The organism is Thiohalophilus sp., from assembly GCF_046483665.1.
Taxonomy (GTDB): domain Bacteria; phylum Pseudomonadota; class Gammaproteobacteria; order UBA6429; family Thiohalophilaceae; genus Thiohalophilus.
This window is the reverse complement of the sequence record NZ_JAWOCR010000013.1, coordinates 49,738-75,723: the sequence shown is the minus strand read 5'-3', so window position 1 is coordinate 75,723 and position 25,986 is coordinate 49,738. Positions and strand designations below refer to the sequence as shown.

The window sequence follows — 25,986 nt, the reverse complement described above, 5'->3', positions numbered from 1 at the left end:
TCTCTTTTTTTAAATCAGAAACAGCGTCGCCAGGCCGAGGAAGGCGAAGAAGCCGACGACGTCGGTGACGGTGGTGAGGATGACCGAGCCGGAGAGGGCCGGGTCGATGCCGAAGCGTTTGAGGATCAGCGGGATCACGGCGCCGGAGATAGCGGCGACAATCAGATTTAGCACGATCGCGCTGGCAATCACCAGGCTCAGAGAGACGCTGTTGAACCACAATCCGGCCACCACTGCAATGACGATGGCCCAGATCAGGCCATTCCAGATTCCGACTCCCAGTTCCTTGCGAAAGATGGTTCGCGCGTTACTGGGGTTGATTTTGCCCAGTGCCATACCGCGAATCACCAGAGTCAGAGTCTGACTGCCGGCAATGCCGCCCATGCTGGCGACTACCGGCATCAGAACCGCCAGTGCCACCAGTTTCTCGATGGTACCCTCGAACTGCCCGATGACCCAGGCTGCCAGCAGCGCGGTAAGCAGGTTGATCGCCAGCCAGATGCTGCGCCTCCGGGTACTGGTGAGGACCGGCGCAAACATGTCTTCCTCCTCGTTCAGGCCGGCCATGCTCATCAGGGAGTGGTCGGCTTCCTCGCGAATAACATCGACCACGTCATCGATGGTGATACGGCCGAGCAACTGGCCGTCCTCGGCGATGACCGGCGCGGTAATCAAATCACGGCGTTCGAACAGGTTGGCGACATCTCGAGCCGGCATGTCGACCGGGATGCCGATTACATCGTGTTCCATGACTTCTGAAACGTGCATTTCCACGTCGTTGGTCAGGATCACGGTCAGTGGTAACAGCCCCTGAAAGCGACCTTCGCGATCCATAACGAACAGACTGTCGGTGGATTCAGGGATGCTGCCGCGCCGACGCAGGTAGCGCAGGACCACATCCAGGCTGGTATCGGCCCGGACGGTGACCATGTCCAGGTCCATCAGGCCGCCGGCGGAGTCCTCCGAGTAGGAGAGCACGGAATGCAGGCGCTCGCGTTCCTGCTGTTCCATCGACAGCAGGATTTCCTGCACAATATCACGCGGCATTTCCGGCAGCAGGTCGGCAAGATCGTCGGTATCCAGGGATTCGGTGGCCGCGACCAGCTGTTCGGCATCCATCTTGTCGATGATAGCGCTACGTACATCATCGGCCAGGTGAACCAGAATTTCGCCTTCGGAGTCGGCCGGAACGTGTTCCCATACGATCTGGCGATCATTGGCGGGCAGGGACTCGAGCAAATGCGCGATTTCCTGCGGATGCATCTCCTCCAGGAAATCTTCTATCTGCTCCTGATCCTCATCTTCCGAGTGAAGAATATTGAGCAGTGACTGCAGTACGTCACGATATTCCTCTTTTGCTTCAACCTCGGCCATTAACCCGTTCCCATATTCACCCGGCTTTAAAGTGTAACAAGGTCGATTACAGAATGGGAACTGCCGGATTGATATTTATTGGCAGGATATGATGGTAGTGTTATTCGGACTCGTCGAAGCGATTATTAATCAGTTCCTGCAATGCCTGGCAGGCCTCTTCTTCGTCCGGACCGTCTATTTCAAGAATAACGCTGGAACCTTTGGCCGCAGCCAGCATCATGACCCCCATAATGCTTTTACCGTTAACACGGTTCTCTTTATGTCGAAGATGAATATCGGCATCATACTTCGAAGCCAGGGTTACGAACCTGGCTGCCGCTCTGGCGTGCAGCCCAAGTTTGTTAATAATTTCAATTGAATGTTCGATCAAGCGTCAGTTTCTCCGGCAGATTGAATGACAATAATCCCGTCATGTGCACCGGAAACTGCTTTTTCGACCATTTCAGGCAGGCTCAGCCGGGGGTAGTTAAGAACCCGGATCAGCATGGGGAGATTAAGACCGCTGATGACGGCGATATTGCCTGTATGTAATTGCCGGGCAATATTACTCGGTGTGGCTCCGAACAGATCGGTCAGAACCAGCACTCCCTGGCCTTCGTCCAGCTGAACGATCTGCGCGTGTGCCTTGTCGAGCGTTTCTTCCAGACCGGCAGTCATGCTGACCCCCATGCGTTTGATGTTCAGGGGCATCTCGCCGATGATCTTGGCCGCCGTATCCAGCACAGCCTGGCCGATCTTGTCATGTGTGATTAATAAAACGGCAACGCTCATGTCAGCTCCCGGTGGCGAACCAGAATACCGTCACGTTGTGAATGAAAATAATTTGCCAGTTTTTCCACTATATAGACCGAACGATGGTAGCCACCGGTACAGCCAATAGCGACTGTCATATAATTGCGGTTGTCAGACTCAAAACAGCCGATCCATTTTTCAACAAACTGGCGAATATCGTTGTACATATCGTGTACCAGGTCATGTTGTTCCAGATAATCCGCCACTGCCTGATCCTGTCCGGTCAGGTGGCGCAATTCGGTCACCCAGTGCGGATTGGGAATGCATCGAATATCAAAGACAAAGTCCGCATCCACCGGTACCCCGTGCTTGAAACCGAAAGACTGGAACTGGATCGACAGCTGGGGGCTGGCAGCGTTGTCCACCCGGTTGCGAATGATGTCTCGCAATTGGTGAATATTAGTCATGCTGGTGTCGATACGCAAACCGGCCCGAGAGAAAATCGGTTCCAGTAACTGATGTTCCTGCAGGATGGCCTCATTCAGAGGGACTTCATCATTGCTGAGCGGATGTTTACGACGGGTTTCGCTGAAGCGCTTGAGCAGAGTGACCTCGTCCGCCTCGAGGAAGAAAATCTCACACTGAATACCCGCATCATCCAGTACCTGTAGAGCACGGGGGAAACTCACCAGTTCGCCGGGCAGATTACGTGCATCAATGCCAACGGCAAACCACTGTTCGTGATGCTGATTGGCCTGCACAATTTCATCAGCCAGCGAGGGAAGCATCCCGATTGGCAGATTATCGATACAGTAATAGTTCAGATCTTCCAGTACGTGCAGGGCGACACTCTTGCCCGAGCCGGAAAGTCCGCTAATGATGAGCAGCTTCATTATGAAGATTGGGGTTGTTTGTTGATAAGGCGTTGCTGACGTTCGATGAAATCCTGAGCGGCATTATAGCCGTCCAGATAGAGTACATGATTTCTCACAGCCGCTTCAATAATCACGGCCAGGTCACGGCCAGGCGCAACCGGCAGGCAGACTTCAGGAATATCGACATCCAGTATGCGCCGGGTACGACCGTTGTGATCCAGCCGTTCAATCGACTTATCGTCAGGATTTGGTTCGGAAGCCAGCTGGATGATTAACCGCAGACGCTTGTGATCGAGGATGGCATTGTTGCCGTACATAGCACGGATGTTCAAAACGCCCAGCCCGCGTACCTCGATAAAATCAGTCAGCAGGCTGGGGCAGGTACCGGTGATAGCATCCGGCGAGGTGCGTCGGAATTCCGGGGCGTCGTCGGCCACCAGTCTATGGCCGCGGCTGAGTAACTCCAGGGCCAGTTCGCTTTTACCGACGCCGCTGGGCCCGGTCAGCAGCACACCGATGCCAAAGACTTCCATGAATACCCCGTGAAAGACCGATTTTTCGCTCAACAGATTACTCAGGAAATAACGCAAATGATCAATAATCTTGTGGCTGCTTTCGGTGGAGGTCAGCAAGGGGCTTTCGGTGCGTTGGGAAAATTCGAGCAGCGCCGCTGGCGGGCTTATACTGGCGGCAATAATAACCATCAAAGGGCGGGATTCGACCAGGCATTGCAGGGTGTCTTGCAATGAATTCTTGCCCAGTCTGTCAAGATAGTCGAGTTCGGTACTGGCCAATACCTGAATATAATTGGGGCGAACCAGATTCAGATGACCGATGAGGTTGTTATCCGTGAGGCGAGTATCCGCTTCACTCAATTGCCGTTCACCTTCCTGACCGGCCACCCATTCCAGACCCAGTTGCTTTTGATATGCCTGGAAAATATCGTTGGTGGTAACCGGTCTGGTCATACACTCAGTTCCGGGTCTGTTCGCTCAACAGCTGATGCATTGAGTCATTGTCGGGGCATTGTCGCGCCCGTTGTCGGAATTCATCGTCATTGAACATGCCGGCCAGCATGGCCAGCAGCTTGAGATGTTCCTGGCTCGACTCTTCGGGCACGATCAGGGCGAACAGCAAATCCACCGGCTGTTTGTCTATCGCGTCAAAATCGATAGGTTGTTTGAGCTGCACAAAGGCGGCACTGGCATGGTCGCAGCTTTTCAGGCGGCCATGGGGAATCGCGACACCATAACCGATACCGGTTCCCCCCAGGCGTTCCCTGGATATCAGGCTTTCAAATATCTCCGTTGAGCCGGCATTTTGCTGGTCAGTGGCCAGCAGTTCGCTAAGCAATTCCAGAACACGCTTTTTGCTTGAGGCTTGCGATCCGCAAACAATGCGTTCCGGGCTGAGAAAATCTGATAGTTGCATGATCAGGCCTGTCAGGGTTTATTCGATGGGCTGCTTTTTCAGGCCACCTTCAGCCCGATGGTGGTCGGTCAGCTTTTCCTTGTGCTTCTTGATTTGACGGTCCAGTTTGTCAGTCATCGCATCAATGGCTGCGTACATGTCTTCGTTTTCGGCAGTGGCGAAAAGTTCACCGCCACTGATGTGCACAGTGGCTTCGGCTTTCTGACGATTTTTTTCCACACTCAAAATTACGTGCACGTTGGTGACGTTATCAAAGTGTCTTTCTACCCGTTCCAGTTTACTGATGACGTAGTCGTGCATGGATTCAGTAATGTCGACATGATGTCCTGTGATGTTGACTTGCATGATTATCTCCCGGGTTAAGCCAGACGTTTGCGTTCGTTGGATGGAGGTATCGCCAGCGCTTCACGGTACTTGGCGACAGTGCGCCGGGCAACATTAATCCCCTGGTCTGACAGGATGGTGGCGATTTTGCTGTCGCTCAGGGGTTTGCTCGGTGTTTCAGCGGCAATCAGCTTCTTGATCAGGGCCCGAATGGCCGTGGCCGATGCCTCTCCGCCACTGGAAGTAGAGACGTGGCTGGAGAAAAAATATTTCAATTCATAGATGCCGCGAGGCGTGTGCATGTATTTTTTGGTGGTGACCCGCGAGATGGTCGATTCGTGCATTTCGACTTCCTCGGCAATATCATGCAGTACCAGGGCTTTCATGGCTTCCTCGCCATGTTCCAGAAAGTCTTTCTGACGTTCGACAATGCTGGTGGCGACCTTGAGCAGGGTTTCGTTACGACTGGTCAGGCTTTTGAGAAACCAGCGGGCTTCCTGCAGATGGTTTTTCAGGGTGTTGCTGTCCTCATCGCTTTTGATCTGCTTGATCAGGCTGGCGTAATGGGGGTTGATGCGCAGTTTGGGCGCGGCATCGGGGTTCAGTTCCACTCGCCATTGCCCCTTGACCTTGCTGACGATGACATCGGGGACAATGTATTCAGGCTGACCGGTCGCAATCTGGCCGCCGGGTCGGGGATTCAACGAGGTGATTAGCTGAATTACTTCCCGCAATTCGGTGTCGTTGAGTTTCAGCTTGCGCTGCAACTGGGCGTAATCGCGATGCGCGAGCAGATCAAAATGGTGTTCGACCAGCTCCCGGGCTTTTTGCAGGCGGGGATGTTCCAGCGGAAACTGCCTGAGTTGCAGACTCAGGTTCTCCCGCAGGTCCCGTGCAGCGACGCCCGGGGGATCGAAATGCTGGATGCGATGTAAAACGGCCTCGACCTCATCGAGCTCGATTTCCTCGTCGCCCAGTGCCTGCTGAACTTCCTCGATGCTGCAGCCCAGATAACCGTCGTCATCTATCGAGTCGATAATGACCTCGGCAATCGCGTGATCGGTATCGCTGAAATGGCTCAGTTCCATTTGCCACCGCAGATAATCCTGCAAACTTTCACTGGTGGTGCCGGAGATTTCATAGTCCTGGCTGCTCTCGCCCGAAGTGCCTGTCACAGGCGCGGCGATGTTGTCGTAAATGTCATCCCAGCTGCTATCGACCGGCAGATCCTCGGGAATTTCGCTGCTTGTGTCGCCGGAACCGGCCGGCTCGCTTTCTTCCTGGCCGGTGGCGGACTCCGACGTTTCCGCGCCCGGGGGCGCCTCGGCGACAGTATAGTTATCGGCCGGTTCGGCGTTCTCTGTACTGTTATCCCCCTCTTCATCGACTTCCAGCATCAGGTTGGAATCCAGCGCGTCCTGGATTTCGGTTTGTAGCTCAAGCGTCGACAATTGCAGCAGCCGAATGGCTTGCTGCAACTGTGGGGTCATGGTCAGATGCTGACCGAGTCGAAGTTGTAGGGTTTGCTTCATATTATGGTGTGAAATGACCAGTGAACCAGCATGCTGGCTAATTATAATTTTAGCGTATTTCGTTCGTAACTGCCGAGGCCTTTGGACCGGATTTCTTGTCTGGCGACCTGAATACAACAGCCAGACAGTCAGAGACGAAAGTTTTCCCCAAGATACACCTTGCGGACCTGTTTGTTCTGTAATAATTGCGCCGGTTCGCCCTGGGCGATGACTTCACCGGCATTGATGATATAGGCCCGCTCGCAGATCCCCAGGGTTTCCCGAACATTATGGTCGGTTATCAGTACACCAATATCCCGGTCTTTCAGATGCCGGATGATACTCTGGATGTCCAGCACCGATATCGGATCCACGCCGGCAAACGGCTCATCCAGCAGGATAAAACGCGGCTCGGTGGCCAGTGCCCGGGCAATTTCCACCCGCCGGCGTTCTCCGCCGGAGAGGCTGACCCCTTTGCTCTGGCGGATATGACTGATGTGCAGCTCTTCGAGCAGTTCTTCGAGCTTCTGCTGTTGCTGATAGGGGGCCAGCTCTTTGCGGGTTTGCAAAATGGCCAGAATATTCTCGGCCACGCTCAGCTTGCGAAACACCGAGGCTTCCTGCGGCAGATAGCCGATGCCGCGCCGCGCCCGCAGATGCATGGGCAGGTGGGTCAGATCCTCGTCGTCCAGATGGATTTGTCCCTGATCGGCCTGAATGAGTCCCACTACCATATAAAATGAGGTGGTTTTACCGGCCCCGTTGGGACCCAGCAGACCGATGATCTCGCCGCTTTTCACCGTTAGCGAGACATCCTTGACCACCTCACGGCCCTTGTAGCGTTTGCCCAGCTGGTTGGCAACAAGCTGGCTCATTGGGCATTGTCCCCGGCCTTGTCGGCCGGCTCGATAATGGCCTTTACCCGGCCGTCGTCGGGCGCCTCCGGGGAGGTCGAACTCTGTCCCTGGCTGTTAGCGGCGACGATGCTGTTGCGGGTGTCGTAATGAATGCGCGAGCCGCTGAAGCGGTTGGCGCCCTGTGTGACCCGGGCCTCGTCGATCAGCAGCAGCTCGCCGCTGCGGGTGTCGTACTCCATGCGCCGGGCCTCGGAGTAGACCATTTCGCGATTATCCGGTTTTTGCTGCAGCCTGGCCGGCTGACCGATGACAATGATTTGCCGTACCTCGCCGTCCTCCAGATGGACGGTCAGCTCGTCGGAGCGGATTTCCAGCGAGCCCTGTTTGAGAAACACATCGCCTATGTAGTGACTGATCCCGTGACGTTCGTCGGCGCGCATGCGATCGGCGCTGATATTCACCGGCTGCTCGCGATCGCTACTCAGCGCCCAGACACTGACAGGGGCGAAGCCCAGCAGGACCAGTAGCAACAGCGATTTAGCGCGGAGTAATAACATAGCTCCCTCGGGTTTGAGATAACAGTTCAAGCACGCCCTGAGTCGCATCCAGACGCATACCGATCGCCCGGGTTTTGCTGCGATCGCTGGATATTGTAACAGCCACGTCGGTCTCGGCGTATTCCCGCTGTGGATAAACTGTCAGCGCCTCGGTTGTCAGGCGCAGTGCCTCATTGTGTTCGGTAGCCGGCCGGTACAGTTCCACTTCGCCGCTCAATTCGACACGTTTTCCCCGCTCATAGACGATTCCCTGGTTGGCGCTGGCCGTCCAGGGCGGCAGGCCCTCGCGAAACAGATCCAGCTTCAGCTGCTGGATGACGACCGTATCATCGTGGGGAAAATGTTCCAGGTAATCACCGACCAGGCGGTGCTGCGGCTTGCCGTCCTGGCCCATACTGGTGGCACGAAAGTTTTCCAGGAAATAATCGGGATCGTGGCGAACTTCGCGCGGAATGATACGGGGCTGGGTATCCAGGTCGGTCAACAGCCAGTTGCTGAAAGCGCCGATCAGCATGACCAGCAAAATGACGCTGACGATCTGCAGTTTATTCATGCAGGTATTTGCTCAGCTGTTCATCCAGTGTCTTTTGCGCTTCCATGATCAGTTCGCATACATCACGAGCCGCGCCCCGGCCGCCGCCGTGCGGGGTCTGCCAGTGGGCATGCTGCTTGGCCAGCGGATGAGCGTCCTGCACCGCAATAGCCAGGCCGGCGCGGCGCATGACTGGCAGATCCACCACGTCATCCCCCACGTAGGCGGCCTGTTCCGGCTGTAGTTCCAGCTTGGCAATCAGTTCCTCGAAAGCCGGTAATTTTTCCAGCCGGTCCTGATAAACGTGCTCGATACCGAGGTTTTTCATCCGGTGCAGGACAACCTGGGAATTGCGGGCGGTAATCACTCCGATCTGCACCCCGCTTTGCCGCAGCAGTTTGATGCCAAAGCCGTCGCGCGAATGAAACGCCTTGTATTCCTGCCCGTCGTCACCGACAAACAGGGATCCATCGGTCAATACTCCGTCGACATCGAAGACCACCAGTTTGATCTCGGCGGCGCGGGCAAGGATATCTTTCATAACTGCAGTTCCAGAGACGGGTTGAACAGCTGAACAATCAGGACGGGTCGGCGACGGGATAACCCAGTTCCGCCAGTTTGTCGCGAATCGTCTGCTCAGACAGATCCTCGCCTTCGATGCGCACCTGGCCGTTGTCGATGGTCACTTCCACCTGTTCGATCCCGGGCAGGGCCCTGAGGCCGTTTTCAATCGCAGCGACGCAGCCTCCGCATTTGATGTTCTGTGCCGTAATGTGCAATGTTTCAGTCATCAGCGTTCGCCCCTGTATCACGCTTGCTGGATATTGAAATAGAGTAGTGTGAGATAGGCCACATAGGCCAGCAATAACAGCCCGCCTTCAAAGCGGTTGATTCTGCCATCGCCCCGAAAGCCGTAAGCCATAACAAACAGGGCGATACTCAGGCCGATCATCATCGGGAAATCCCGGCTCAGAACCGCGGTCTCCAGTGTGACCGGCCCCAGCAGACCCGGGATACTGAGCACAACCAGCAGATTGAACATATTGGAACCGATAACGTTGCCAATGGCAATGTCCGGCTCCTTGCGCAGCGCGCCCATCAACGAGGCGGCCAGTTCCGGCAGGCTGGTACCGATGGCGACAATCGTCAGGCCAATAATCAGATCGCTGACACCGAAAAAGTGGGCGATATTCACCGCCCCCCAGACCAGCGCCCGCGAGCTGGCCAACAACAGCACCAGGCCAATCACCAGCCACAGCATCGCACGGGGCGTAGTCATGGTCGGAATTTCGCTGGCGTATTCGGCCTCCAGCGGGTCGTGATCCTTGCGCTTGCCCAGCAGCACCATCCACCACAGCATCAATACCATGCCGACGAGCAGGATCAGCCCGTCCAGCATGCTCAGCTCGCCATCAGCCACCAGCATCAGGCTGACGAGCATAACCAGAAACATGACCGGATATTCACGGCGCAGGGTTTCCGAACGCACCACCAGCGGCACCACCAGGGCCGTGATCCCCAGTACCAGGGCGATGTTGGCAATGTTCGAGCCCACCGCATTGCCCACGGCCAGACCACTGTTGCCTTCCAGGGTGGCGATGATGGAGATCAACATCTCCGGCGCAGACGTCCCCAGACCGACAATGGTCAGGCCGATGATTAGCGGCGAGACCCCCAGATTGCGCGCCGTGGCGCCGGCCCCCTGCACGAACCAGTCGGCGCCTTTCATAACAATGACAAAACCGAGAATGACGGCGATAACGGAAAGCAGCATGTCAGTTGGCATAAAACCAGGTTCAGGGTGATGGGCCGGATTGTTCGGCGCGTATGATACCAGCTTGTCGCCAGCGTGCGAGGGGGTTGTGTAATGTTGAATTTTGAATGCTGAGTGTTGAATTAACTGCCTGTTAGTAATTCAAAATTATATTTTCTGCGTCTCTGCGGCGAGTAACCTGACTACTGCAGCTCGCGTTCGAGTTCCATTTCCAGTTCACGCTCCAGCGCCCGATCTTCGTCGCTACGATCGAATTGTAGCCGTTCGGGGCGCGGCGGGTTGCCGTCATGGACCAGACTGCGGCGGCGCTGCAGATAGGCGTCGCGCATGAAAGTGTAGGGATCGGCACCGGATTTTTCCAGCATACGGCTGGCACCGAGCAGGCCGGCGCGGCTATCGATGGCACGCAGCACCACCGCGCTCCAGTAAGCTTCGTCGTCCTCGATTTCCTGTAGCGGCTCATATTCCCAGTCGGCGACCCGCCCGCCGGTGTCACGCAGGGTGCTGGGGCCGAGGAAGGGCAGCACAATATACGGACCCTCGCCGACACCCCAGTAGCCGAGGGTCTGGCCGAAGTCCTCATTGTGTTTGGGCAGGCCCATGGGGGTGGCGACATCAATCAGGCCAAATACCCCCACGGTGGAGTTCCAGACCACGCGCGAGAAATCCGATGCGGCTGCCTCGAACTTCAGTTGCAGCAGGTTGTTGACCATGACCCAGACATCATCCAGGTTGCTGAAAAAGTTCGATACGCCGGTTTGCGCCGGTTGTGGAACCGTATCCTTGTAAGCCTGTGCGACCGGTCGCAGGACCGCCCGGTCGACCGTATCATTGAATTTGTACATCGCGCGGTTATAGGACTCGAGCGGATCGCTTTGCCCGTCATCGGCAGGGCCATTGGTACTGGCGCAGCCGGATATCAGCAGGGTAGCGGCAAGTAATACGACATGCAGGAGAGAACCGGCCAGGTTGTTATTTTTTATCATATGTTAAAGCGGAGCTTCGGCAGGAGGGGATAAGTCCCTTTCTCTGTGAACCTCTGTGACCTCGGTAGTTTGCTCTGGTTTTTACTTGGCCTCGGTGCGCGTGGCACCGCAGCGGCGGCAACGATAACGGGTGACCATTTTACCCTGCTTGACGTCAAACGGGTTCCCCTTGACCACTTCCCATTTGTGAAAACCGCTTTTGCACAGGGTTTTGCCACGATGTTGTTCGCTGGCTTTGGGCTTTTTAAAGGGAATTACATCCGCCATGGCCGGTTTCCGTCATGCATACCGTTTCAATTATGACCGTGAATGGGTATGTTTGTCAGCTTTGTTATGTGAATAGCATCGGGAGTGGAGATGACGGAACAGACACATCGCCTGCTGATCGGCAGTTGCGGCTGGCAGCATGAGGACTGGCAGGATAGCTACTACCCGGCCGATCTGCCCCCGGATTGGCGCCTGGGCTATTACAGCAACGAGTTTCCCCTGGCGGTGATCACCGAACGCGAACGGACGCTGGAGAGGGATATTCCCGCCGAGATGGAGGCGTGTCGCGAGGACCTGTGGGTGCTGGTGACTGTCCCGAATGACGCCGGGCTGGAATCGGCTGTGGGTTTGCTGCAACAGCTGCCCCGTCAGGGAGGGATATTGTTGCCACTTGATCCGACAGCGCACAGCGATCCCGAAGCGTGGCTGGCGCAGATCGAGACCCGCCTCAACGGTTATCCGCTGTGCGTCGATCCCTGCCGCTTGCTGGACGGGGCATGGCGCGATGCACTGCGGGCACGGAGCATCGGCTGGAGCTGGAATCCACACAGTGATACTGACGGGTTGGCACTCGGTCCTCTGGCGGTGATCCGGCCGGGTGACGACTGTTCGCCGCGGCAGATACGTGATTATCTTCAGGCCGGCCTGGCTGTCAGCTCATCGACGCGTAATGTGGCGCTGGTACTCGACGGTCAACCGCCTGACGTGGAAACCCTGCGCCAGGCAAAACAGATCGAAGAGTTACTGTGAGCCGGTTGTTAATGAACAGGGCCGGTAACCCGGCAAGCATTGTCATTGCCCGGGCCGTGGGTCACAATGCCGGCACCGCCAATGTTGGTACTGCCAACCCGGTATGGTCAATCAAGGAATTGCGCACGCATGGCTGTAGTTGAAAACCTGGTCGAGATTCGTAATCTCAGCTTTCGTCGGGGCCGTAATGTCATATTCGATGATATCGATATTGATATTCGTCGTGGCAGCATCACGGCCATCATGGGCCCCAGCGGTACGGGCAAGACAACATTGTTGCGCCTGATAGGCCGGCAACTGCAACCCGATGCCGGCAACATTACGGTCGACGGGGAGAACGTGAACCGGCTCGGGCGCGGTGCCCTGTTTGAATTGCGCAAGCGTATGGGCATGCTGTTTCAAAACGGCGCGCTGCTCACTGATATGAACGTGTACGATAACGTTGCCTTTCCCCTGCGCGAACATACCCGACTGCCCGAACGCCTGATCCGGACTCTGGTTCTGATGAAACTCGAAGCGGTGGGCCTGCGTGGTGCGCGGGATCTGATGCCGGCCGAACTGTCCGGCGGCATGGCGCGGCGTGTGGCGCTGGCGCGCGCTATTGCCCTGGATCCCATGATGATCATGTATGACGAGCCGTTCACCGGCCAGGACCCGATCTCCATGGGCGTGCTGGTGCGGCTGATCAAGGATCTTAATGATTCACTGGGACTGACCAGCGTGATCGTCTCGCACGATATCGCCGAGACCTCCGAGATTGCCGATGACATTTATCTGCTCTCCGGGGGCAAGGTGGTGGCGCACGGTTCGCGCGAGGACCTGCGCAACTCCGACTCCGAATGGGCGCAGCAGTTCATGCAGGGGCTGCCGGACGGGCCGGTGCCGTTTCATTATCCGGCCGGCACATATGCCGAGGATCTGGTCGATCAGAACGGGGCAGGTGACTGATGCTCTCGATGCTGCAACAACTGGGACACAAGGCGCTGGGCTTTTTCCAGCGACTGGGGCGCGGTCATCTGCTGTTACTGCGCATTCTCGAAGGCATGCCATCGCTGGTACCCAAATTCACCCTGGTGATCCAGCAGATCTATTCGGTGGGTGTGCTGTCGCTGCTGATCATTCTGGTTTCGGGCGCTTTTGTCGGCATGGTGCTGGGTCTGCAGGGTTACAATACGCTGGTCGACTTCGGCGCCGAGGAGTCGCTCGGCGTGATCGTATCGTTGAGTCTGGTGCGCGAACTGGGGCCGGTGGTGACCGCCCTGTTGTTTGCCGGACGCGCCGGCTCGGCACTGACTGCCGAAATTGGCCTGATGAAAACCACCGAGCAACTCTCGGCCATGGAAATGATGGCCGTCGATCCTGTTCGTCGGGTACTGGCGCCGCGTTTTCTGGCCGGCTTTTTGTCCATGCCATTGCTGGCGGCGATTTTCAGTGCGGTCGGTGTACTGGGCGGCTATTTTGTCGGCGTGGGCCTGCTCGGTGTGGACCAGGGCGCCTACTGGTCACAGATGCAGGCCAACGTCGATGTCTACGATGATATTTATAATGGTGTTATCAAAAGCCTGGTCTTTGGCGTGGTGGTCACCTGGATCGCGGTATTCGAAGGCTATGATGCCACCCCGACATCCGAAGGGATCAGTCGCGCCACCACCCGGACGGTTGTGCATGCCTCGCTCGCTGTGCTGGGGCTGGACTTTGTACTAACAGCGCTCATGTTTGGAGAATAAAGATGAACAATTCGCGTCTGGTTGAAATCTGGGTCGGAATTTTTGTTGCCGCGGGACTGGCGGCGCTGTTCATGCTGGCCATGCAGGTCAGCAACCTCAACACCTACAGTAACGACGAAGGTTACGAGATCAGCGCCCGCTTCGAGGATATCAGCGGTCTCAAGGTCCGCTCGCCGGTGACCATGGCCGGCGTGACCATCGGCCGGGTAAGAGGGATCGGTTTCGATGAGCAAACCTTCGAGGCGGTGGTCACTCTGCGTATCGAAGAGCAGTATCGTGAAACCCTGCCGAAAGACACCTCGGCCAGCATCTATACCGCCGGGCTGCTGGGGGAAAAATACGTCGGCCTTGAACCGGGCGGAGCGATGAAAGTGCTGGATCAGGGCGACGAGATCAAACTGACCCAGGATTCGCTGGTGCTGGAAAAACTGATCGGTCAGTTCATCAGCCGGTTTATGGATGACAGCGGAGATCAATAGGTGAACGTCGGCAACCGGGGTCGGTGGCAGCGGCTGTCAGGTCTGGTGCTGCTGGCCATGTTCCTGGGCGAAATCCCGCAGGCTGCGGCCCAGGAGACGGGCCGGGATCAGATCCAGTCCGTGGCGGAACCGCAGCAACGGGTGATCAACACCACCGAACGCATGCTGGCGGCGCTCGAAGAGCACGGCCCGCAACTCGAACAGCAGCCGGCGCTGATTTACGAACTGGTTGGCGAAATTGTCCTGCCCCATTTCGATTTTGGTCGCATGTCGGCCTGGGTGCTGGGCCAGGACTGGCCGCGCGCCAGCCTGGAGCAAAAGCGGCGTTTCGTCCCCGCCTTTCGCCAACAGCTGATGCGGACCTACGCCGTCGCCCTGCTGGAATATCGGGGGCAGACCATTGAATATTTGCCCCTGCGTGAAGATCCGGCCCGCGGCGAGGTGACAGTACGTACCCGGATCGTCCAGCCGGGCAAGCCGCTCATCGCCCTGAACTATACCCTGTGGCAGCATGACGGCCGCTGGCGGGTGTATGACATCAGCGTCGATGGCATCAGCCTGGTGGCCAACTACCGCACCAGTTTTGCCAGCGAGATCAAGGCACACGGGCTGGAGGCGCTGATCGCGCGCCTGGAACAAACAACCGGACAGGAGGATCCCGCCAATGAGTGACACTGCCATCAAGCCCCAGAATGACAACAGCTATCTCATCAGTGGCGAGCTCAACATGCAAACCGTGCCAGGCCTGTTGCAACAGGTCGAGCCGATCCTGGGCACCAGTCATGGCGAAGTCTGTTTCGATCTGCAGGCCGTCACCCGCAGCGACAGCGCCGGCCTGGCTCTGCTGGTGGAGTGGATGCAGTTCGCCCGCCAGCAGGATCGCAAGCTAAGTTTCCGCAACCTGCCGGATCAGCTACGGGATATTGCCCGGATCAGTGGGCTGGAAGATCTCCTGCCGCTCGCATAAATACAAGGTCCGGGGGACGGGTTACGAGGGACGCGGAAAATACTCCCTTTACCCGTCATTCCGGGCAAGCCGGAGGTGCGACCCGGAATCCAGATCCCGGGACATGCCTGGCATGAGGGATGGGCGTTGCGCAGGTCAGGTTGGCGATAGCCTCCGTGACACCCCTGATCCCGGCACTAGCCCCTGGTCCCTGGCACCTGATTACGGGGCAAGTCTGTGGTTTTCCTGCCAAATTTCCAATCCGGTCCGGTTTTGCCCTGTGCGGCCAGCGGCTGAGCGGATACAATAGCCAGCTCATACACAGCCCGATGCGAGTTGGAACCATGAGCCCCGATGAGGTTAAACAACTGATTGAAGCCGGGATTCCCGGCTGTGAAGCCACCGTTAACGGCGACGGCAGCCATTTTGACGCGGTCGTGGTCAGCCCCGATTTCGAGGGCCTGAGCCCGGTGAAAAAACAGCAAATGGTCTACGCCACGGTGACCGACAAGATCACCTCCGGCGAGCTGCATGCCCTGACCATCAAGGCCTATACCCCAGACGAGTGGGAGAAGGCTCGCGAACTGCAGATCTCATCCTGAGTGCTGCTGCCCGCCGCGTGAGCGGTGCCTTACAGGACAAGACAGACCCGATGGACAAGCTTCTAATCACCGGCGGCGCCAACCTGCAGGGTGAGATTCGTATTTCCGGTGCCAAGAACGCCGCCTTGCCGATTATTGCCTCGACGCTGCTGGCCGACGAGCCGGTCAACATCGGCAATATTCCGCACCTGCACGATATCACCACCACCATGGAACTGCTCGGGCGCATGGGTGTGCAGATCACCATGACCGACAATATGGGAGTCGAGGTCGACAGCTCGACGATCAGGGAATACGTGGCGCCCTACGACCTGGTCAAGACCATGCGCGCCTCGATCCTGGTGCTGGGTCCGCTGGTTGCCCGCTTCGGCGAGGCGGAAGTGTCGCTGCCGGGCGGTTGTGCCATCGGCTCGCGACCGGTCAATCTGCACATCCACGGCCTGCAACAGATGGGCGCCGAGATCAGCGTCGAAAACGGCTATATCAGGGCGCGCGCCAAACGGCTCAGGGGCGCCAAGCTGGTGATGGACATGGTCACCGTGACCGGCACCGAAAACCTGATGATGGCCGCAACGCTGGCCAAAGGCACCACGGTGATCGAAAACGCCGCGCGCGAACCGGAAGTGCTGGATCTGGCCAACTGCCTGAACAGTATGGGGGCTGATATCGAAGGCGCCGGCACGGACAAGATCGTGATCCATGGTGTGGAACGCCTGCACGGCACCGATTATAACGTGCTGCCCGATCGCATCGAGACTGGCACCTACCTGGTGGCGGCGGCGATTACCGGTGGCAAAGTAAAGCTGAAGAATACCGACGCCAGCCTGCTTGACGCGGTGCTGGCCAAGCTGGAAGAGGCGGGCGCCCATCTGGATATCGACAGTACCTCCATCACGATCGATATGCACGGCAAGCGACCCAGAGCGGTGGATCTGCAGACCGCGCCGTACCCGGCGTTTCCCACCGACATGCAGGCGCAGTTTTCGGTCATGAACTCGATCGCCAAAGGCTCGGGGACCATCACCGAAACAGTGTTTGAAAACCGCTTCATGCACGTGCAGGAACTGCAGCGCATGGGTGCGGACATCCAGTTAAAAGGCAACACCGCGTTTTCCACCGGAGTGAAACAGCTGACCGGCGCGCCGGTCATGGCGACTGATTTGCGCGCTTCGGCCAGTCTGGTTATCGCCGGACTGGTGGCCGAGGGCACCACCACCGTGGATCGCATCTATCATATCGATCGCGGATACGAATGTATCGAGGAAAAACTGCAACAACTGGGAGCCCGGATTCGACGGGTGCCGGCATTACATTATCATGAGTGAACAACTGACGATTGCCCTGTCCAAGGGCCGCATCTACAAAGAGACGCTGCCGCTGCTCAGGCACGCCGGCATCGAGCCGCTGGACGATCCCGAAACCAGCCGCAAGCTGATCCTGGACACCAACATTGATGACATCAAACTGGTGATCATCCGGGCCACCGACGTGCCGACCTACGTGCAGTACGGCGCGGCCGATATCGGTGTGGCTGGCAAGGACGTGCTGATGGAGCACGGTGGTGAAGGGCTGTATGAACCGCTGGATCTGAAAATATCCCGGTGCAAAATGATGATCGCCGGCCCCGAAGGTGCGACGGTCCCTGAAGGACGCCTGCGCATCTGTACCAAGTATGTGAATGTCGCGCGGCGCTATTTCGCCGAGCAGGGTAAGCAGGTGGAAGTGATCAAACTGTACGGTTCCATGGAGCTGGGCCCCATCGTCGGACTGTCCGACTTTATCGTTGATCTGGTCGACACCGGCAATACCCTCAAGGCCAACGGCCTGGAACCGCTGGAGCACATGGCCGAGATCAGCTCGCGGTTGATCGTCAACAAGGCGTCGATGAAAATGAAACACGCCCGGGTCAAGGCCCTGATCGATCGCATCGGCGAGGCGGTGAATTAACATGGACATCAAACGACTCAACAGCACAGACCCCGGCTTCTGGTCCGAGCTGGATGAACTGCTCGACTGGGAGGGGGTCTCCGACGAGGCGGTCAACACCACGGTCAAAAACATCCTCAGGGATGTGCGCAGCCGGGGTGACGCCGCGCTGGTCGAATACACCAATCAGTTCGATCGCATGGCTGCCGCCAGCATGGCTGATCTCACCCTGGATATGGATCGCCTCGAAGCGGCTCTGAACAATATCCCTGTCGAAACCCGAGAAGCGCTGGAAACCGCCGCGCAGCGGCTGCGTAACTATCATGCGCATCAGAAAATGGAGTCCTGGTCCTTTACCGAGGCCGACGGCACGCTACTCGGCCAGCAGGTAACGCCATTGGATAAAGTCGGGCTGTATGTGCCCGGCGGCAAGGCCACCTATCCCTCGTCGGTGCTGATGAACGCCATTCCCGCACACGTGGCCGGGGTCAAAGAAATTATCATGGTCGTGCCCACGCCCGACGGCGAGGCCAACGAGATGGTACTGGCTGCCGCGCGTATCGCCGGGGTGAGCCGTGTCTTCACCCTGGGCGGCGCGCAGGCCGTGGCTGCACTGACCTACGGCACCGAGACAGTGCCGCCGGTGGACAAGATCGTCGGCCCCGGCAATATCTATGTGGCCACCGCCAAGTCGATGGTGTTCGGGCGGGTCGGCATCGACATGATCGCCGGGCCCTCGGAGATTCTGGTGGTCTGCGATGGCAAAACCGACCCCGACTGGATCGCCATGGACCTCTTTTCCCAGGCGGAACACGATGAAGACGCCCAGTCGATCCTGGTCTCGCCTGATGCCGGTTTCCTCGACCAGGTGACGCAAAGCATCGATCGCCTGCTACAGGAGATGGAACGCAAGACCATCATTGAAACCTCCCTGTCCGATCGCGGCGCGCTGATCGCAGTCAAAGACATGGACGAGGCAATCGCGGTGGCCAACCACATCGCGCCGGAACATCTGGAGCTGTCTATCGACAATCCCGAAGCGACGGCGAAACAGATCCGCCACGCCGGTGCCATCTTTATGGGCCGCTATACCGCCGAGGCGATCGGCGATTACTGCGCTGGCCCCAATCACGTGCTGCCGACCTCGCGCACCGCGCGTTTCAGCTCGCCGCTGGGCGTGTACGATTTTCAAAAACGTTCGAGTCTGATCATGTGTTCGGCCGACGGTGCCTCAACACTGGGCAAGACCGCCTCGGTGCTGGCGCGCGGCGAAAGCCTCACCGCGCACGCCCGTTCCGCCGAATACCGCATCAAGGATTGATAAAAAACCATGACCGGCTCGCGCATCGACAAATGGATACGCCCCGAGATCCACGGCCTGCAGGCCTATCACGTGCCGCCCGCGAAGGGCCTGATCAAACTTGATGCGATGGAAAACCCCTATCGCTGGCCCGAGCCGTTGCTGGATCAATGGCTGGACGTGGTGCGCCAGGTGGAACTCAACCGCTATCCCGATCCCTCCGCCGCCAGTTTGAAGCAACACCTGCGCGAGGCGATGGCCGTGCCCGAAGGTGCGGAGATTCTGCTGGGCAACGGCTCGGACGAGATCATCCAGATGATTCTCATGACCCTGGCCGACGAACAGCGCAGCGTGCTGTCGGTGGAGCCGGGCTTTGTCATGTATCACATGATCGCCACCTTCACCGATATGCAGTACATCGGCGTACCGCTACAGGATGACTTCTCGCTGGATAGCAAAGAAGTCCTGCACGCCATCGAGCAGTACCAGCCGGCGGTGGTCTTCCTGGCGTACCCGAACAATCCAACCGGTAACCTGTTCGACAAGAACGATATCAAGCAGATCATCGATGCCGCGCCGGGGCTGGTGATCATCGACGAGGCGTACCATGCTTTCGCCGGTGACTCGTTCATGAATGAGGTGACTCATTACGACAACATGCTGGTGATGCGCACCGTCTCCAAAATGGGCCTGGCCGGATTGCGGCTGGGACTGCTGGCCGGCAACCCGGCCTGGCTCAACGAGTTCGACAAGGTGCGCCTGCCCTACAACATCAGCAGCCTGACCCAGGCCAGCGCCGGGTTTGCCCTGCAGAATCGCGATGTGCTGAATGCGCAAACCGATCAGATCTGTACCGATCGGGAATTGTTGTTTGCCGAGATGCAGAAGATCGACGGGTTAACTGTTTATCCGAGTCAGGCGAACTTCATTCTGTTTCGCACCCAGCCCGGCAAGGCCACCGATATCTTCGAGGCTCTGAAAGGTGAGAGTGTTTTGATCAAGAATCTCGACAAAGCCGGCGGGTTGTTGAAGGACTGTTTGCGCGTCACCGTCGGCACGCCGGAAGAGAATGCGGCGTTTCTCGCGGCGCTTAAGAAGGTTCTGTAATTCCTGCCTTGCCCGTCATTCCGGACAAGCCGGAGGCGCGATCCGGAATCTATTCTTACTACTATCGTCGTTGCGAGCGAAGCGTGGCAATCTCCCGAAGTTACCCGCTAATCTCCACTAAAACGAGCGCCCTGCGGACGAGCTGAATCCTGAAAGCGGGCACTTGCGCCCGTGTCGCGAGGCCTTTCGGTGTTAATAATTTGATAAGCGGTCATCATTTTCTTCAATCATCAATGCTGACCAAGTGGCTGTAGATGAACTGGACAGTGGCGATAGTACTGGTGATTCTGGCGATAGTCGTGGTACTCAGGCTGATCGCCTGGTGGGGATGGCGATTGGTTTCGTACCTTTTCTCCCGCTTGATCACGGTCATAAGCCAAGTCCGACAGCGGGACGATATCACGGCGCTGGGGGCGAAGTTCGAAGCAAGGTTTCCCCGAACAGCCGGCTTCCTTCACGCCAGACTGACACCGGATCGGTTTACGGGCCTTCCGCTTACACTGGTGGTCATTGCGGCGTTTTACCTCGCGGCATTGTTCGGGGGACTGGTAGAGGAGCTGTTCGAGGCTGACGAGCTCGTCCGGTTTGATCAGTGGCTCAATCAGCAACTTGCACCGTTGCGCACGGACGGGGTGATCACCCTGTTTGCCTGGATCACTGATCTTGGCAGTTCGGCCACCCTGGTTGCCGTGGCCCTCGTTACCACGGGGTTGTTGTGGGGGCGTAGTCATGGCTACATGATTGCGCCGTTATGGTTAACTCTCATCGGCTCACAGATTACCACCTATACCGGCAAGTACGTGATCGCGCGCCCGCGCCCGGAATTTATCACGGAAGTTGTCGCACTAACGCCTTCGTTCCCCAGTGGACATGCGACCAGCGCCATGGCCGTGTATGGTTTCATCGCCTGCATCCTGGCCACCCGTGTTGCCGGGATTAGACCGCGCTTCGAGATCATCTACTGGGCTGCCGTGCTGATTGCGCTGGTGGGTTTCAGTCGCATGCTGTTGAGTGTGCACTACGTGAGTGACGTTGCCGCCGGTTTTCTTGTCGGAGGCTTCTGGCTTCTGCTGGGGTTCGCTCTTGCCGAGCACAGGCGGCGTCTAATCGAGTAGCTTTGAATCTTCCAGTAAATACGCCAATTTCATGGTTTCCCCTATGCATTGAACTTTATACGAATAATATTTATGCTGTTTGAAAATTTATAAAAAGAAGATACTGAAATGCGCATGTTTATTACAAGGGCCTCATTATTTCTGATTATTTTTAGTCTAATCCCGACGCTTTATGCCGATCCTGTAACGCTTCCCTCAGGAGTAAAGAATTTGAAGGGGACGGTTCATCAAGGTGGTGAGGATTGGGCAAAAGCTAAGCTGGCTATGGCTATTGAGAGCAATTTCATCGATGAAATTGAACTTAGTGACTATCAGGGAAAAATAGAAGCCAGCATCAACACTATTAAGGTTATTTATTCCGTAGCCAAACGGGTAGATATCTACGCAGATTTTGGGGTTGCCAGTGGGCTGGAGTATACAGCTACGATCAGAGGCAGTAATGTCACCTTTAAGCGTTCGGATGAGTTTACTTGGGGAGCGGGCATCGCTGTCTTGCTGTATGAAGACCCCAGCGGCCTGGCTATCAATACGGACTTGAAGTATCGAGCTGTACAAACTGGCGATTATGATTCGGTTGTTGTCGATGGAACATCCTATACGCGTTCACAGCTGACTGCCGAACAGGATGCTGATTTTGAGCAGTGGCAGATGGCACTGGGTTTGAGCTACAAGTTCAACAGCCTGACCCCGTATGCGGGGATCAAGTTTGTCGGTGGCGATTATTCGGCTTCGACGACTGCCGGTGGTAAAACCTATGAGCTGGGTTCTACCGATATGGATAGCCGGGCCGGGGCATTCGCGGGCGTCTCAATCGTTCCGACTGATCGCTTGGCTATTGATCTCCAGGGGCGTTTTACTGATGAGGATGCTGTCAGTGCCAGTCTGACCTTCATGTTTTAGCGACATCTATCTGTCTGCTCTTGCACTGATTTACATTGGCGATATTTCCAGGCCGCGCTCCCGCAGCTCGGTTGCTATTGCATCACATGCCGCGTTGACTGTGACTTCATCGCCTTTGAATCCCAGTTCAATTTCACTCTGACCCTTGGCCAGGAATTTTGGCAGGCTGGAGATCCTGAGCGTCGGATAGTCGCGCTGGATCTGTTCCATCAGCGGAATCAGCTCGCTTTCGTGGGCGTTATGCACTTTCAGAATGTAGTGTACCGTCTCGGTACCTCTGAGATCGGGGTAATGATTTTCCAGTACCCACTCCAGCATCGGCCACGCCATCTCCGGGAAGCCGGGCAGGCAGTGGATGTGGCCGATGGTAAAGCCGGGAATGCGATTGCGGGGGTTGGGAATCAGGCCCGCGCCATCCGGCAGGTCGGCCATCCGGATGCGGTGGGGATAGGTTTTGTCGCCAAACTGGGCCTCGATTTCGCCGATGGCTCCGGGGTGACGAACGATGGGCAGGTCGAGTGCTCTGGCCACGCATTGTCGGGTGATATCGTCCGGGGTGGCGCCGATGCCGCCAAAGCTGAAGCAGAGATCGCCCTGTGTCGCTATGTTACTAAAGTTGTTGATCAGGTTAGCTTCATCGTCACCCACGTAGCGGGCCCAGGCGAGGGTGAGATGGCGCTGTGCCAGGGTGTGAATGACATACTCCAGATGTTTGTCCTGGCGCCGGCCGGACAATATTTCATCACCGATGATTAAAATGCCAATCTGCATGGGCTTCTCAACTTTGCTATATATAGAAATATAAGTTAAATAATAGGACAGGAAAAATGGCGTCAATGCAAAATATTTTCTATTCGCAATCTATGCCTTGTTTCCCGGGTTTGTTATTTCAGGATAACTCGATCAAGTGCGGTTTTCGTGACCTGAACGCAACAGGGGCGTTAAATTCTTGGCCACTTTTTTTTAGCAACCGAAGGTTTCATCTTGACGACTAACAACTCACTTACCCGCCTGTTCCCCTCTCGCGAGGAAGATGTTGCCCTCGAGGGGCTGTATCTGCAGCATGCGCTGCATCGTGCACAGTTGCAGGAGACACCGCTGGTGTACAGCAACTTTATCGAAAGCCTGGACGGGCGGATTGCGATAGCCCACCCTGAGACGGGGGAGAAGGGGGTGCCGGCGGCGATTACCAATCCGCGCGACTGGCGGCTGTACCAGGAGCTGGCAGCGCAGGCGGATATTCTGGTGACCAGTGCACGCTATGTGCGGGATTTTGCGGCGGGGGAGGCGCAGGCGGCGTTGCCGCTGAGTGACGATTCGGCCTACGCGGATCTGCATGAATGGCGCCGTGCGCAGGGCTTGCCGCCGCAGCCGGCGGTGGTGGTGCTCAGTGCCAGTCTGGATCTGCCGCTGGAAGTATTGTGCGAACAGCTGGATCGACCGGTGTATGTGGCCACCGGAGCACAGGCGGATCCCGAACGTATCAAAACGTTGCAGGCCGTCGGGGCGAAAGTATTGATCGCCGGGGAAGGACGGCAGGTTGAAGGCAAGGCGTTGTTCGATGCGCTCACCGCCGAGGGCTTTTGCTGTATCTATTCCATCGCCGGCACAGCAGTGTTGGAGACGCTGGTAACGGCCGGGGTGATCAATCGCCTCTATCTGACCCAGGTTCATCGATTGCTTGGAGGGGCGTCCTATCACACGCTGCTGGAGGGGCGGCTGCTCGATCCGCCGGTCGATTTTGTTCTCAATACGCTTTATTACGATCAGGGCGATGAAGAATGCTGCAGCCAGTTCTTTTCCGTGTATGACGCACTCAAATAAGGTCCAAGAGGCACTTCGCCTGTATTGGTGCCGGGGCGTTTGGACCTGTACTCTATAAACAGGTCATTTCTTGCCGGCATCCGTTGGCAGTGAACAGGAGGTCTCAATGAAATTACATGCGCTGGCACTGGGTCTGACTCTGGGAATTCTCTGGGGCGGAGCGATTTTACTCACGGGGCTCGCGAACCTGATCTGGCCGGGATATGGCATGGCGTTTCTCGAGGTGGTCGCCTCGATCTACCCGGGTTTTGCTCCCGGTGGCGGGGTTGGTACGGTGTTACTGGGGAGCGTGTATGGTCTGGCCGACGGCGTAATTGGCGGAGTGATTGTTGCCTGGCTTTATAATGTGTTGTCCCGGAAGTTCACCGGGGCAGGGGAGTGAATAACGTGCCGCGTTTGTTGATGTTTGTTCTGGCTCTGGTGAGCGTTTCGGTCCTGGCCGAACCGGTCAAGACCCCGTATGGGACGGTCAGTTTGCCCTTTGAGCTACATCAGGTGCCGGAGGCGCCGGTGTATTACATTATCGGGAAATCAGGCGTGCCCGATGCGGTGAACGAGGGGCATACGTCTAACGCCGGCTTCGTGGTAACCAATGAGGGTGTGGTAGTGTTTGATGCGCTGGGCACCCCGGCACTGGGTTACCGGATGCTGCAGCGGATCCGTGAAGTGACTGACAAACCGATCACGCATGTGGTGATCAGCCATTATCATGCTGACCATATTTATGGCCTGCAGGCGTTCGACGAGCATGCCGGCAGTCCCGAGGTTATCGTCCAGCGTCTGGCCCTGGGCTATATCGGCGGGGATCGTGCCAGCCAGGGTGAAGCCGCGCAGCGGCGGCTGGAGCAGCGCCGCGAGGTATTGTTCCCCTGGGTGGATGAGGATACCTATCTGGTGCCGCCGGATACGACGTTTGAAAAAGAAACTACCTTCGAGCAGGGCGGGCTGACTTTCGAAGTGCGGCACATGGGGCCGGCGCACGCCCCGGGGGACAGTATCATGCTGATCAAAGAACTCGGCGTGCTGTTCAGCGGCGATGTGATCTACAAGGGCCGGATTCCTTTCCTGGACAGTCCGGATACGGATATCGAGCGCTGGCTGCAGGGACTGGCCTATCTCAAGAAGATGGAGCCGACGCCGCACTTTATCATTCCCGGTCATGGCGATGCCTCCGATGACGTGCACCAGGCAATCAATTTTACCCGGGACTATCTGAAATACGTACGCCGGAAAATGGGCGAAGCGGCGCGCAATTTTGTGCCCTTCGACGAGGCCTATCGCAATACCGACTGGTCGAAGTACGAAGACATGCCGGCCTTCGATGCCAGCAACCGGGGCAATGCCTATCGCATTTATCTGGAAATGGAAGCGGCGTCCTTTAATTAAACCCCGGCAAAGCATTGCCTCAGGCAGTGAGAGCCAAACAGGTTCTGCTTTTCCCGGCTTGAAAAAACGCGTCCCGGTTACCGGAAAATTCTATAACAAGGCTGTGATACAAAGAGAGGAAAGCGGGATAGCTTGCGTCTGCGCACCACATTCTTGATGCCAGGATAGGGAGGCGTAAAACGCATCCTTTTCTGCGCCGCCGGGAAGCGGATTGTCGGGTATCCGGAGTAATTATCGCGTATGCTGGATGCCCGCCGCAGCGGCGGGCAATGATAGTGAGGCAATAATGGAAGGTATCAGCGATATCAAGATCTGCGGCATTGATGAGACGCGTCCGCCGCGAATACGTAAAGAGCCCTATATCGATCTCTATTTCAAACTCTCACACCAGGCGCCGAAAGCCTGGTGTGAGGATTTCAATCGACTGAATGACAAAAAAGGGCATTCGGTCAAGATCGATGCTTCCCGCGGCCTGTTTATTGAAAGCTGGGTTCGCCTGCCAGAAGAGATTTCGCCATTGCTTGAGTCGCTCAAGCAGGTGGTCAGTGCCTGTAACGAACAATATATCACCCGTATTGAGAATGAAGCGCGTGCGGCAGCCAGTGCCCATGCCGCACCGGGCGATGAGGGAGAACAGGGGCGTTTGAACCGGATCATTGCCGAGTTGAGCTTTGCGGACTGAATCCTTTCTATGCGCGACGGCA

General features: G+C 57.0%; 35 protein-coding genes. 18 read left to right on the top strand and 17 right to left on the bottom strand.

Annotated features, from left to right (window positions below):
* Positions 1-9: 9 nt before the first annotated feature.
* The 16 genes from mgtE to R6U90_RS03465 all read right to left on the bottom strand — a co-directional run bounded on the left by mgtE (position 10) and on the right by R6U90_RS03465 (position 11,220).
* Positions 10-1,374, bottom strand: a complete 1,365-nt coding sequence (gene mgtE / locus R6U90_RS03540; protein ID WP_410351281.1) for a magnesium transporter — start codon at positions 1,372-1,374, stop codon at positions 10-12.
* Between the two features lie 100 nt (positions 1,375-1,474).
* Positions 1,475-1,744: an HPr family phosphocarrier protein gene (locus tag R6U90_RS03535; RefSeq protein ID WP_410351280.1), complete on the bottom strand. Its 270-nt coding sequence runs from the start codon at positions 1,742-1,744 to the stop codon at positions 1,475-1,477.
* Positions 1,741-2,145, bottom strand: coding sequence for a PTS sugar transporter subunit IIA (locus R6U90_RS03530; protein WP_410351279.1), 405 nt, complete (start codon positions 2,143-2,145; stop codon positions 1,741-1,743). The genes R6U90_RS03535 and R6U90_RS03530 overlap by 4 nt, the downstream gene beginning before the upstream one ends.
* Positions 2,142-2,999 carry an RNase adapter RapZ gene (rapZ, locus tag R6U90_RS03525; RefSeq protein ID WP_410351278.1) on the bottom strand — a complete coding sequence of 286 codons (858 nt, stop codon included), beginning with the start codon at positions 2,997-2,999 and terminating at the stop codon, positions 2,142-2,144. Before rapZ ends, R6U90_RS03530 begins: the two co-directional genes overlap by 4 nt.
* A complete protein-coding gene (hprK, locus tag R6U90_RS03520) occupies positions 2,999-3,949 on the bottom strand; it encodes an HPr(Ser) kinase/phosphatase (RefSeq protein WP_410351277.1) in 951 nt (316 codons plus the stop codon). The genes rapZ and hprK overlap by 1 nt, the downstream gene beginning before the upstream one ends.
* 4 nt (positions 3,950-3,953) lie before the next feature.
* Positions 3,954-4,412: a PTS IIA-like nitrogen regulatory protein PtsN gene (gene ptsN, locus R6U90_RS03515; protein ID WP_410351276.1), complete on the bottom strand. Its 459-nt coding sequence runs from the start codon at positions 4,410-4,412 to the stop codon at positions 3,954-3,956.
* A gap of 18 nt (positions 4,413-4,430) precedes the next feature.
* The gene (gene hpf, locus R6U90_RS03510; RefSeq protein ID WP_410351275.1) at positions 4,431-4,757 is read right to left on the bottom strand and encodes a ribosome hibernation-promoting factor, HPF/YfiA family; all 327 of its coding nucleotides are present in this window, start codon (positions 4,755-4,757) and stop codon (positions 4,431-4,433) included.
* A gap of 14 nt (positions 4,758-4,771) precedes the next feature.
* Complete coding sequence (locus R6U90_RS03505) at positions 4,772-6,268, bottom strand: RNA polymerase factor sigma-54 (protein WP_410351274.1); 1,497 nt, start codon at positions 6,266-6,268, stop codon at positions 4,772-4,774.
* A 128-nt stretch (positions 6,269-6,396) separates the two neighbouring features.
* Positions 6,397-7,122, bottom strand: a complete 726-nt coding sequence (gene lptB / locus R6U90_RS03500; RefSeq protein ID WP_410351273.1) for an LPS export ABC transporter ATP-binding protein — start codon at positions 7,120-7,122, stop codon at positions 6,397-6,399.
* On the bottom strand, positions 7,119-7,661 hold the full coding sequence (gene lptA, locus R6U90_RS03495; RefSeq protein WP_410351272.1) for a lipopolysaccharide transport periplasmic protein LptA: 543 nt from the start codon (positions 7,659-7,661) through the stop codon (positions 7,119-7,121). The genes lptB and lptA overlap by 4 nt, the downstream gene beginning before the upstream one ends.
* Entirely contained in the window at positions 7,642-8,214 is a 573-nt protein-coding gene (gene lptC / locus R6U90_RS03490) for an LPS export ABC transporter periplasmic protein LptC (RefSeq protein ID WP_410351271.1), read from the bottom strand. The genes lptA and lptC overlap by 20 nt, the downstream gene beginning before the upstream one ends.
* On the bottom strand, positions 8,207-8,734 hold the full coding sequence (gene kdsC, locus R6U90_RS03485) for a 3-deoxy-manno-octulosonate-8-phosphatase KdsC (protein WP_410351270.1): 528 nt from the start codon (positions 8,732-8,734) through the stop codon (positions 8,207-8,209). Before kdsC ends, lptC begins: the two co-directional genes overlap by 8 nt.
* Before the next feature lie 37 nt (positions 8,735-8,771).
* A complete protein-coding gene (locus R6U90_RS03480) occupies positions 8,772-8,984 on the bottom strand; it encodes a heavy-metal-associated domain-containing protein (protein WP_410351269.1) in 213 nt (70 codons plus the stop codon).
* 17 nt (positions 8,985-9,001) lie between these two features.
* A complete protein-coding gene (locus R6U90_RS03475) occupies positions 9,002-9,967 on the bottom strand; it encodes a calcium/sodium antiporter (protein ID WP_410351347.1) in 966 nt (321 codons plus the stop codon).
* A 182-nt stretch (positions 9,968-10,149) separates the two neighbouring features.
* On the bottom strand, positions 10,150-10,953 hold the full coding sequence (locus tag R6U90_RS03470; RefSeq protein ID WP_410351268.1) for a VacJ family lipoprotein: 804 nt from the start codon (positions 10,951-10,953) through the stop codon (positions 10,150-10,152).
* An 81-nt stretch (positions 10,954-11,034) separates the two neighbouring features.
* Complete coding sequence (locus tag R6U90_RS03465; protein ID WP_410351267.1) at positions 11,035-11,220, bottom strand: hypothetical protein; 186 nt, start codon at positions 11,218-11,220, stop codon at positions 11,035-11,037.
* A gap of 90 nt (positions 11,221-11,310) precedes the next feature.
* On the opposite strand from R6U90_RS03465, the gene R6U90_RS03460 reads away from it, so the two are divergent.
* The 14 genes from R6U90_RS03460 (at position 11,311) to R6U90_RS03395 (ending at position 22,072) form a co-directional block, all read left to right on the top strand.
* The gene (locus R6U90_RS03460) at positions 11,311-11,970 is read left to right on the top strand and encodes a hypothetical protein (protein ID WP_410351266.1); all 660 of its coding nucleotides are present in this window, start codon (positions 11,311-11,313) and stop codon (positions 11,968-11,970) included.
* Entirely contained in the window at positions 11,967-12,113 is a 147-nt protein-coding gene (locus R6U90_RS03455; RefSeq protein ID WP_410351265.1) for a hypothetical protein, read from the top strand. Before R6U90_RS03460 ends, R6U90_RS03455 begins: the two co-directional genes overlap by 4 nt.
* Positions 12,100-12,918 carry an ABC transporter ATP-binding protein gene (locus tag R6U90_RS03450; protein WP_410351264.1) on the top strand — a complete coding sequence of 273 codons (819 nt, stop codon included), beginning with the start codon at positions 12,100-12,102 and terminating at the stop codon, positions 12,916-12,918. The genes R6U90_RS03455 and R6U90_RS03450 overlap by 14 nt, the downstream gene beginning before the upstream one ends.
* Positions 12,918-13,697, top strand: coding sequence for a lipid asymmetry maintenance ABC transporter permease subunit MlaE (mlaE, locus tag R6U90_RS03445; protein WP_410351263.1), 780 nt, complete (start codon positions 12,918-12,920; stop codon positions 13,695-13,697). Before R6U90_RS03450 ends, mlaE begins: the two co-directional genes overlap by 1 nt.
* A gap of 2 nt (positions 13,698-13,699) precedes the next feature.
* Positions 13,700-14,176 carry an outer membrane lipid asymmetry maintenance protein MlaD gene (gene mlaD, locus R6U90_RS03440; protein WP_410351262.1) on the top strand — a complete coding sequence of 159 codons (477 nt, stop codon included), beginning with the start codon at positions 13,700-13,702 and terminating at the stop codon, positions 14,174-14,176.
* The gene (locus R6U90_RS03435; protein ID WP_410351261.1) at positions 14,177-14,848 is read left to right on the top strand and encodes a phospholipid-binding protein MlaC; all 672 of its coding nucleotides are present in this window, start codon (positions 14,177-14,179) and stop codon (positions 14,846-14,848) included. It abuts the gene before it with no gap.
* Entirely contained in the window at positions 14,841-15,143 is a 303-nt protein-coding gene (locus tag R6U90_RS03430; protein ID WP_410351260.1) for a lipid asymmetry maintenance protein MlaB, read from the top strand. The genes R6U90_RS03435 and R6U90_RS03430 overlap by 8 nt, the downstream gene beginning before the upstream one ends.
* Positions 15,144-15,466: 323 nt before the next feature.
* Positions 15,467-15,724 carry a BolA family protein gene (locus R6U90_RS03425; RefSeq protein ID WP_410351259.1) on the top strand — a complete coding sequence of 86 codons (258 nt, stop codon included), beginning with the start codon at positions 15,467-15,469 and terminating at the stop codon, positions 15,722-15,724.
* 50 nt (positions 15,725-15,774) lie between these two features.
* Positions 15,775-17,049, top strand: a complete 1,275-nt coding sequence (gene murA, locus R6U90_RS03420) for a UDP-N-acetylglucosamine 1-carboxyvinyltransferase (RefSeq protein ID WP_410351258.1) — start codon at positions 15,775-15,777, stop codon at positions 17,047-17,049.
* Positions 17,042-17,671: an ATP phosphoribosyltransferase gene (gene hisG, locus R6U90_RS03415; protein WP_410351257.1), complete on the top strand. Its 630-nt coding sequence runs from the start codon at positions 17,042-17,044 to the stop codon at positions 17,669-17,671. Before murA ends, hisG begins: the two co-directional genes overlap by 8 nt.
* 1 nt (position 17,672) lies before the next feature.
* Complete coding sequence (hisD, locus tag R6U90_RS03410) at positions 17,673-18,971, top strand: histidinol dehydrogenase (RefSeq protein WP_410351256.1); 1,299 nt, start codon at positions 17,673-17,675, stop codon at positions 18,969-18,971.
* A gap of 9 nt (positions 18,972-18,980) precedes the next feature.
* The gene (gene hisC / locus R6U90_RS03405; protein WP_410351255.1) at positions 18,981-20,057 is read left to right on the top strand and encodes a histidinol-phosphate transaminase; all 1,077 of its coding nucleotides are present in this window, start codon (positions 18,981-18,983) and stop codon (positions 20,055-20,057) included.
* A 254-nt stretch (positions 20,058-20,311) separates the two neighbouring features.
* Complete coding sequence (locus tag R6U90_RS03400) at positions 20,312-21,172, top strand: phosphatase PAP2 family protein (protein ID WP_410351254.1); 861 nt, start codon at positions 20,312-20,314, stop codon at positions 21,170-21,172.
* A gap of 108 nt (positions 21,173-21,280) precedes the next feature.
* The gene (locus tag R6U90_RS03395; RefSeq protein WP_410351253.1) at positions 21,281-22,072 is read left to right on the top strand and encodes a hypothetical protein; all 792 of its coding nucleotides are present in this window, start codon (positions 21,281-21,283) and stop codon (positions 22,070-22,072) included.
* A 30-nt stretch (positions 22,073-22,102) separates the two neighbouring features.
* Here R6U90_RS03395 and R6U90_RS03390 read toward each other — a convergent pair whose 3' ends face one another.
* Complete coding sequence (locus R6U90_RS03390) at positions 22,103-22,843, bottom strand: competence/damage-inducible protein A (protein WP_410351252.1); 741 nt, start codon at positions 22,841-22,843, stop codon at positions 22,103-22,105.
* 213 nt (positions 22,844-23,056) lie between these two features.
* Here R6U90_RS03390 and R6U90_RS03385 point away from each other — a divergent pair, with 213 nt between their 5' ends.
* The 4 genes from R6U90_RS03385 to R6U90_RS03370 all read left to right on the top strand — a co-directional run bounded on the left by R6U90_RS03385 (position 23,057) and on the right by R6U90_RS03370 (position 25,964).
* Positions 23,057-23,896 carry a RibD family protein gene (locus R6U90_RS03385; protein ID WP_410351251.1) on the top strand — a complete coding sequence of 280 codons (840 nt, stop codon included), beginning with the start codon at positions 23,057-23,059 and terminating at the stop codon, positions 23,894-23,896.
* A 106-nt stretch (positions 23,897-24,002) separates the two neighbouring features.
* Complete coding sequence (locus R6U90_RS03380; protein ID WP_410351250.1) at positions 24,003-24,278, top strand: hypothetical protein; 276 nt, start codon at positions 24,003-24,005, stop codon at positions 24,276-24,278.
* A gap of 20 nt (positions 24,279-24,298) precedes the next feature.
* A complete protein-coding gene (locus R6U90_RS03375; RefSeq protein ID WP_410351346.1) occupies positions 24,299-25,282 on the top strand; it encodes an MBL fold metallo-hydrolase in 984 nt (327 codons plus the stop codon).
* A gap of 286 nt (positions 25,283-25,568) precedes the next feature.
* Positions 25,569-25,964, top strand: a complete 396-nt coding sequence (locus tag R6U90_RS03370; protein WP_410351249.1) for a hypothetical protein — start codon at positions 25,569-25,571, stop codon at positions 25,962-25,964.
* Positions 25,965-25,986 lie beyond the last annotated feature (22 nt).

Excerpts from the sequence above, each read along its gene's own strand:
- mgtE (WP_410351281.1), bottom strand. The coding sequence starts at position 1,374 with ATGGCCGAGGTTGAAGCAAAAGAGGAATATCGTGACGTACTGCAGTCA.
- R6U90_RS03530 (WP_410351279.1), bottom strand. The coding sequence starts at position 2,145 with ATGAGCGTTGCCGTTTTATTAATCACACATGACAAGATCGGCCAGGCT.
- rapZ (WP_410351278.1), bottom strand. The coding sequence starts at position 2,999 with ATGAAGCTGCTCATCATTAGCGGACTTTCCGGCTCGGGCAAGAGTGTC.
- hprK (WP_410351277.1), bottom strand. The coding sequence starts at position 3,949 with ATGACCAGACCGGTTACCACCAACGATATTTTCCAGGCATATCAAAAG.
- ptsN (WP_410351276.1), bottom strand. The coding sequence starts at position 4,412 with ATGCAACTATCAGATTTTCTCAGCCCGGAACGCATTGTTTGCGGATCG.
- hpf (WP_410351275.1), bottom strand. The coding sequence starts at position 4,757 with ATGCAAGTCAACATCACAGGACATCATGTCGACATTACTGAATCCATG.
- R6U90_RS03505 (WP_410351274.1), bottom strand. The coding sequence starts at position 6,268 with ATGAAGCAAACCCTACAACTTCGACTCGGTCAGCATCTGACCATGACC.
- lptB (WP_410351273.1), bottom strand. The coding sequence starts at position 7,122 with ATGAGCCAGCTTGTTGCCAACCAGCTGGGCAAACGCTACAAGGGCCGT.
- lptA (WP_410351272.1), bottom strand. The coding sequence starts at position 7,661 with ATGTTATTACTCCGCGCTAAATCGCTGTTGCTACTGGTCCTGCTGGGC.
- lptC (WP_410351271.1), bottom strand. The coding sequence starts at position 8,214 with ATGAATAAACTGCAGATCGTCAGCGTCATTTTGCTGGTCATGCTGATC.
- kdsC (WP_410351270.1), bottom strand. The coding sequence starts at position 8,734 with ATGAAAGATATCCTTGCCCGCGCCGCCGAGATCAAACTGGTGGTCTTC.
- R6U90_RS03480 (WP_410351269.1), bottom strand. The coding sequence starts at position 8,984 with ATGACTGAAACATTGCACATTACGGCACAGAACATCAAATGCGGAGGC.
- R6U90_RS03475 (WP_410351347.1), bottom strand. The coding sequence starts at position 9,967 with ATGCTGCTTTCCGTTATCGCCGTCATTCTCGGTTTTGTCATTGTTATG.
- R6U90_RS03470 (WP_410351268.1), bottom strand. The coding sequence starts at position 10,953 with ATGATAAAAAATAACAACCTGGCCGGTTCTCTCCTGCATGTCGTATTA.
- R6U90_RS03465 (WP_410351267.1), bottom strand. The coding sequence starts at position 11,220 with ATGGCGGATGTAATTCCCTTTAAAAAGCCCAAAGCCAGCGAACAACAT.
- R6U90_RS03460 (WP_410351266.1), top strand. The coding sequence starts at position 11,311 with ATGACGGAACAGACACATCGCCTGCTGATCGGCAGTTGCGGCTGGCAG.
- R6U90_RS03450 (WP_410351264.1), top strand. The coding sequence starts at position 12,100 with ATGGCTGTAGTTGAAAACCTGGTCGAGATTCGTAATCTCAGCTTTCGT.
- mlaE (WP_410351263.1), top strand. The coding sequence starts at position 12,918 with ATGCTCTCGATGCTGCAACAACTGGGACACAAGGCGCTGGGCTTTTTC.
- mlaD (WP_410351262.1), top strand. The coding sequence starts at position 13,700 with ATGAACAATTCGCGTCTGGTTGAAATCTGGGTCGGAATTTTTGTTGCC.
- R6U90_RS03430 (WP_410351260.1), top strand. The coding sequence starts at position 14,841 with ATGAGTGACACTGCCATCAAGCCCCAGAATGACAACAGCTATCTCATC.
- R6U90_RS03425 (WP_410351259.1), top strand. The coding sequence starts at position 15,467 with ATGAGCCCCGATGAGGTTAAACAACTGATTGAAGCCGGGATTCCCGGC.
- murA (WP_410351258.1), top strand. The coding sequence starts at position 15,775 with ATGGACAAGCTTCTAATCACCGGCGGCGCCAACCTGCAGGGTGAGATT.
- hisG (WP_410351257.1), top strand. The coding sequence starts at position 17,042 with ATGAGTGAACAACTGACGATTGCCCTGTCCAAGGGCCGCATCTACAAA.
- hisD (WP_410351256.1), top strand. The coding sequence starts at position 17,673 with ATGGACATCAAACGACTCAACAGCACAGACCCCGGCTTCTGGTCCGAG.
- hisC (WP_410351255.1), top strand. The coding sequence starts at position 18,981 with ATGACCGGCTCGCGCATCGACAAATGGATACGCCCCGAGATCCACGGC.
- R6U90_RS03400 (WP_410351254.1), top strand. The coding sequence starts at position 20,312 with ATGAACTGGACAGTGGCGATAGTACTGGTGATTCTGGCGATAGTCGTG.
- R6U90_RS03395 (WP_410351253.1), top strand. The coding sequence starts at position 21,281 with ATGCGCATGTTTATTACAAGGGCCTCATTATTTCTGATTATTTTTAGT.
- R6U90_RS03390 (WP_410351252.1), bottom strand. The coding sequence starts at position 22,843 with ATGCAGATTGGCATTTTAATCATCGGTGATGAAATATTGTCCGGCCGG.
- R6U90_RS03380 (WP_410351250.1), top strand. The coding sequence starts at position 24,003 with ATGAAATTACATGCGCTGGCACTGGGTCTGACTCTGGGAATTCTCTGG.
- R6U90_RS03375 (WP_410351346.1), top strand. The coding sequence starts at position 24,299 with ATGTTTGTTCTGGCTCTGGTGAGCGTTTCGGTCCTGGCCGAACCGGTC.
- R6U90_RS03370 (WP_410351249.1), top strand. The coding sequence starts at position 25,569 with ATGGAAGGTATCAGCGATATCAAGATCTGCGGCATTGATGAGACGCGT.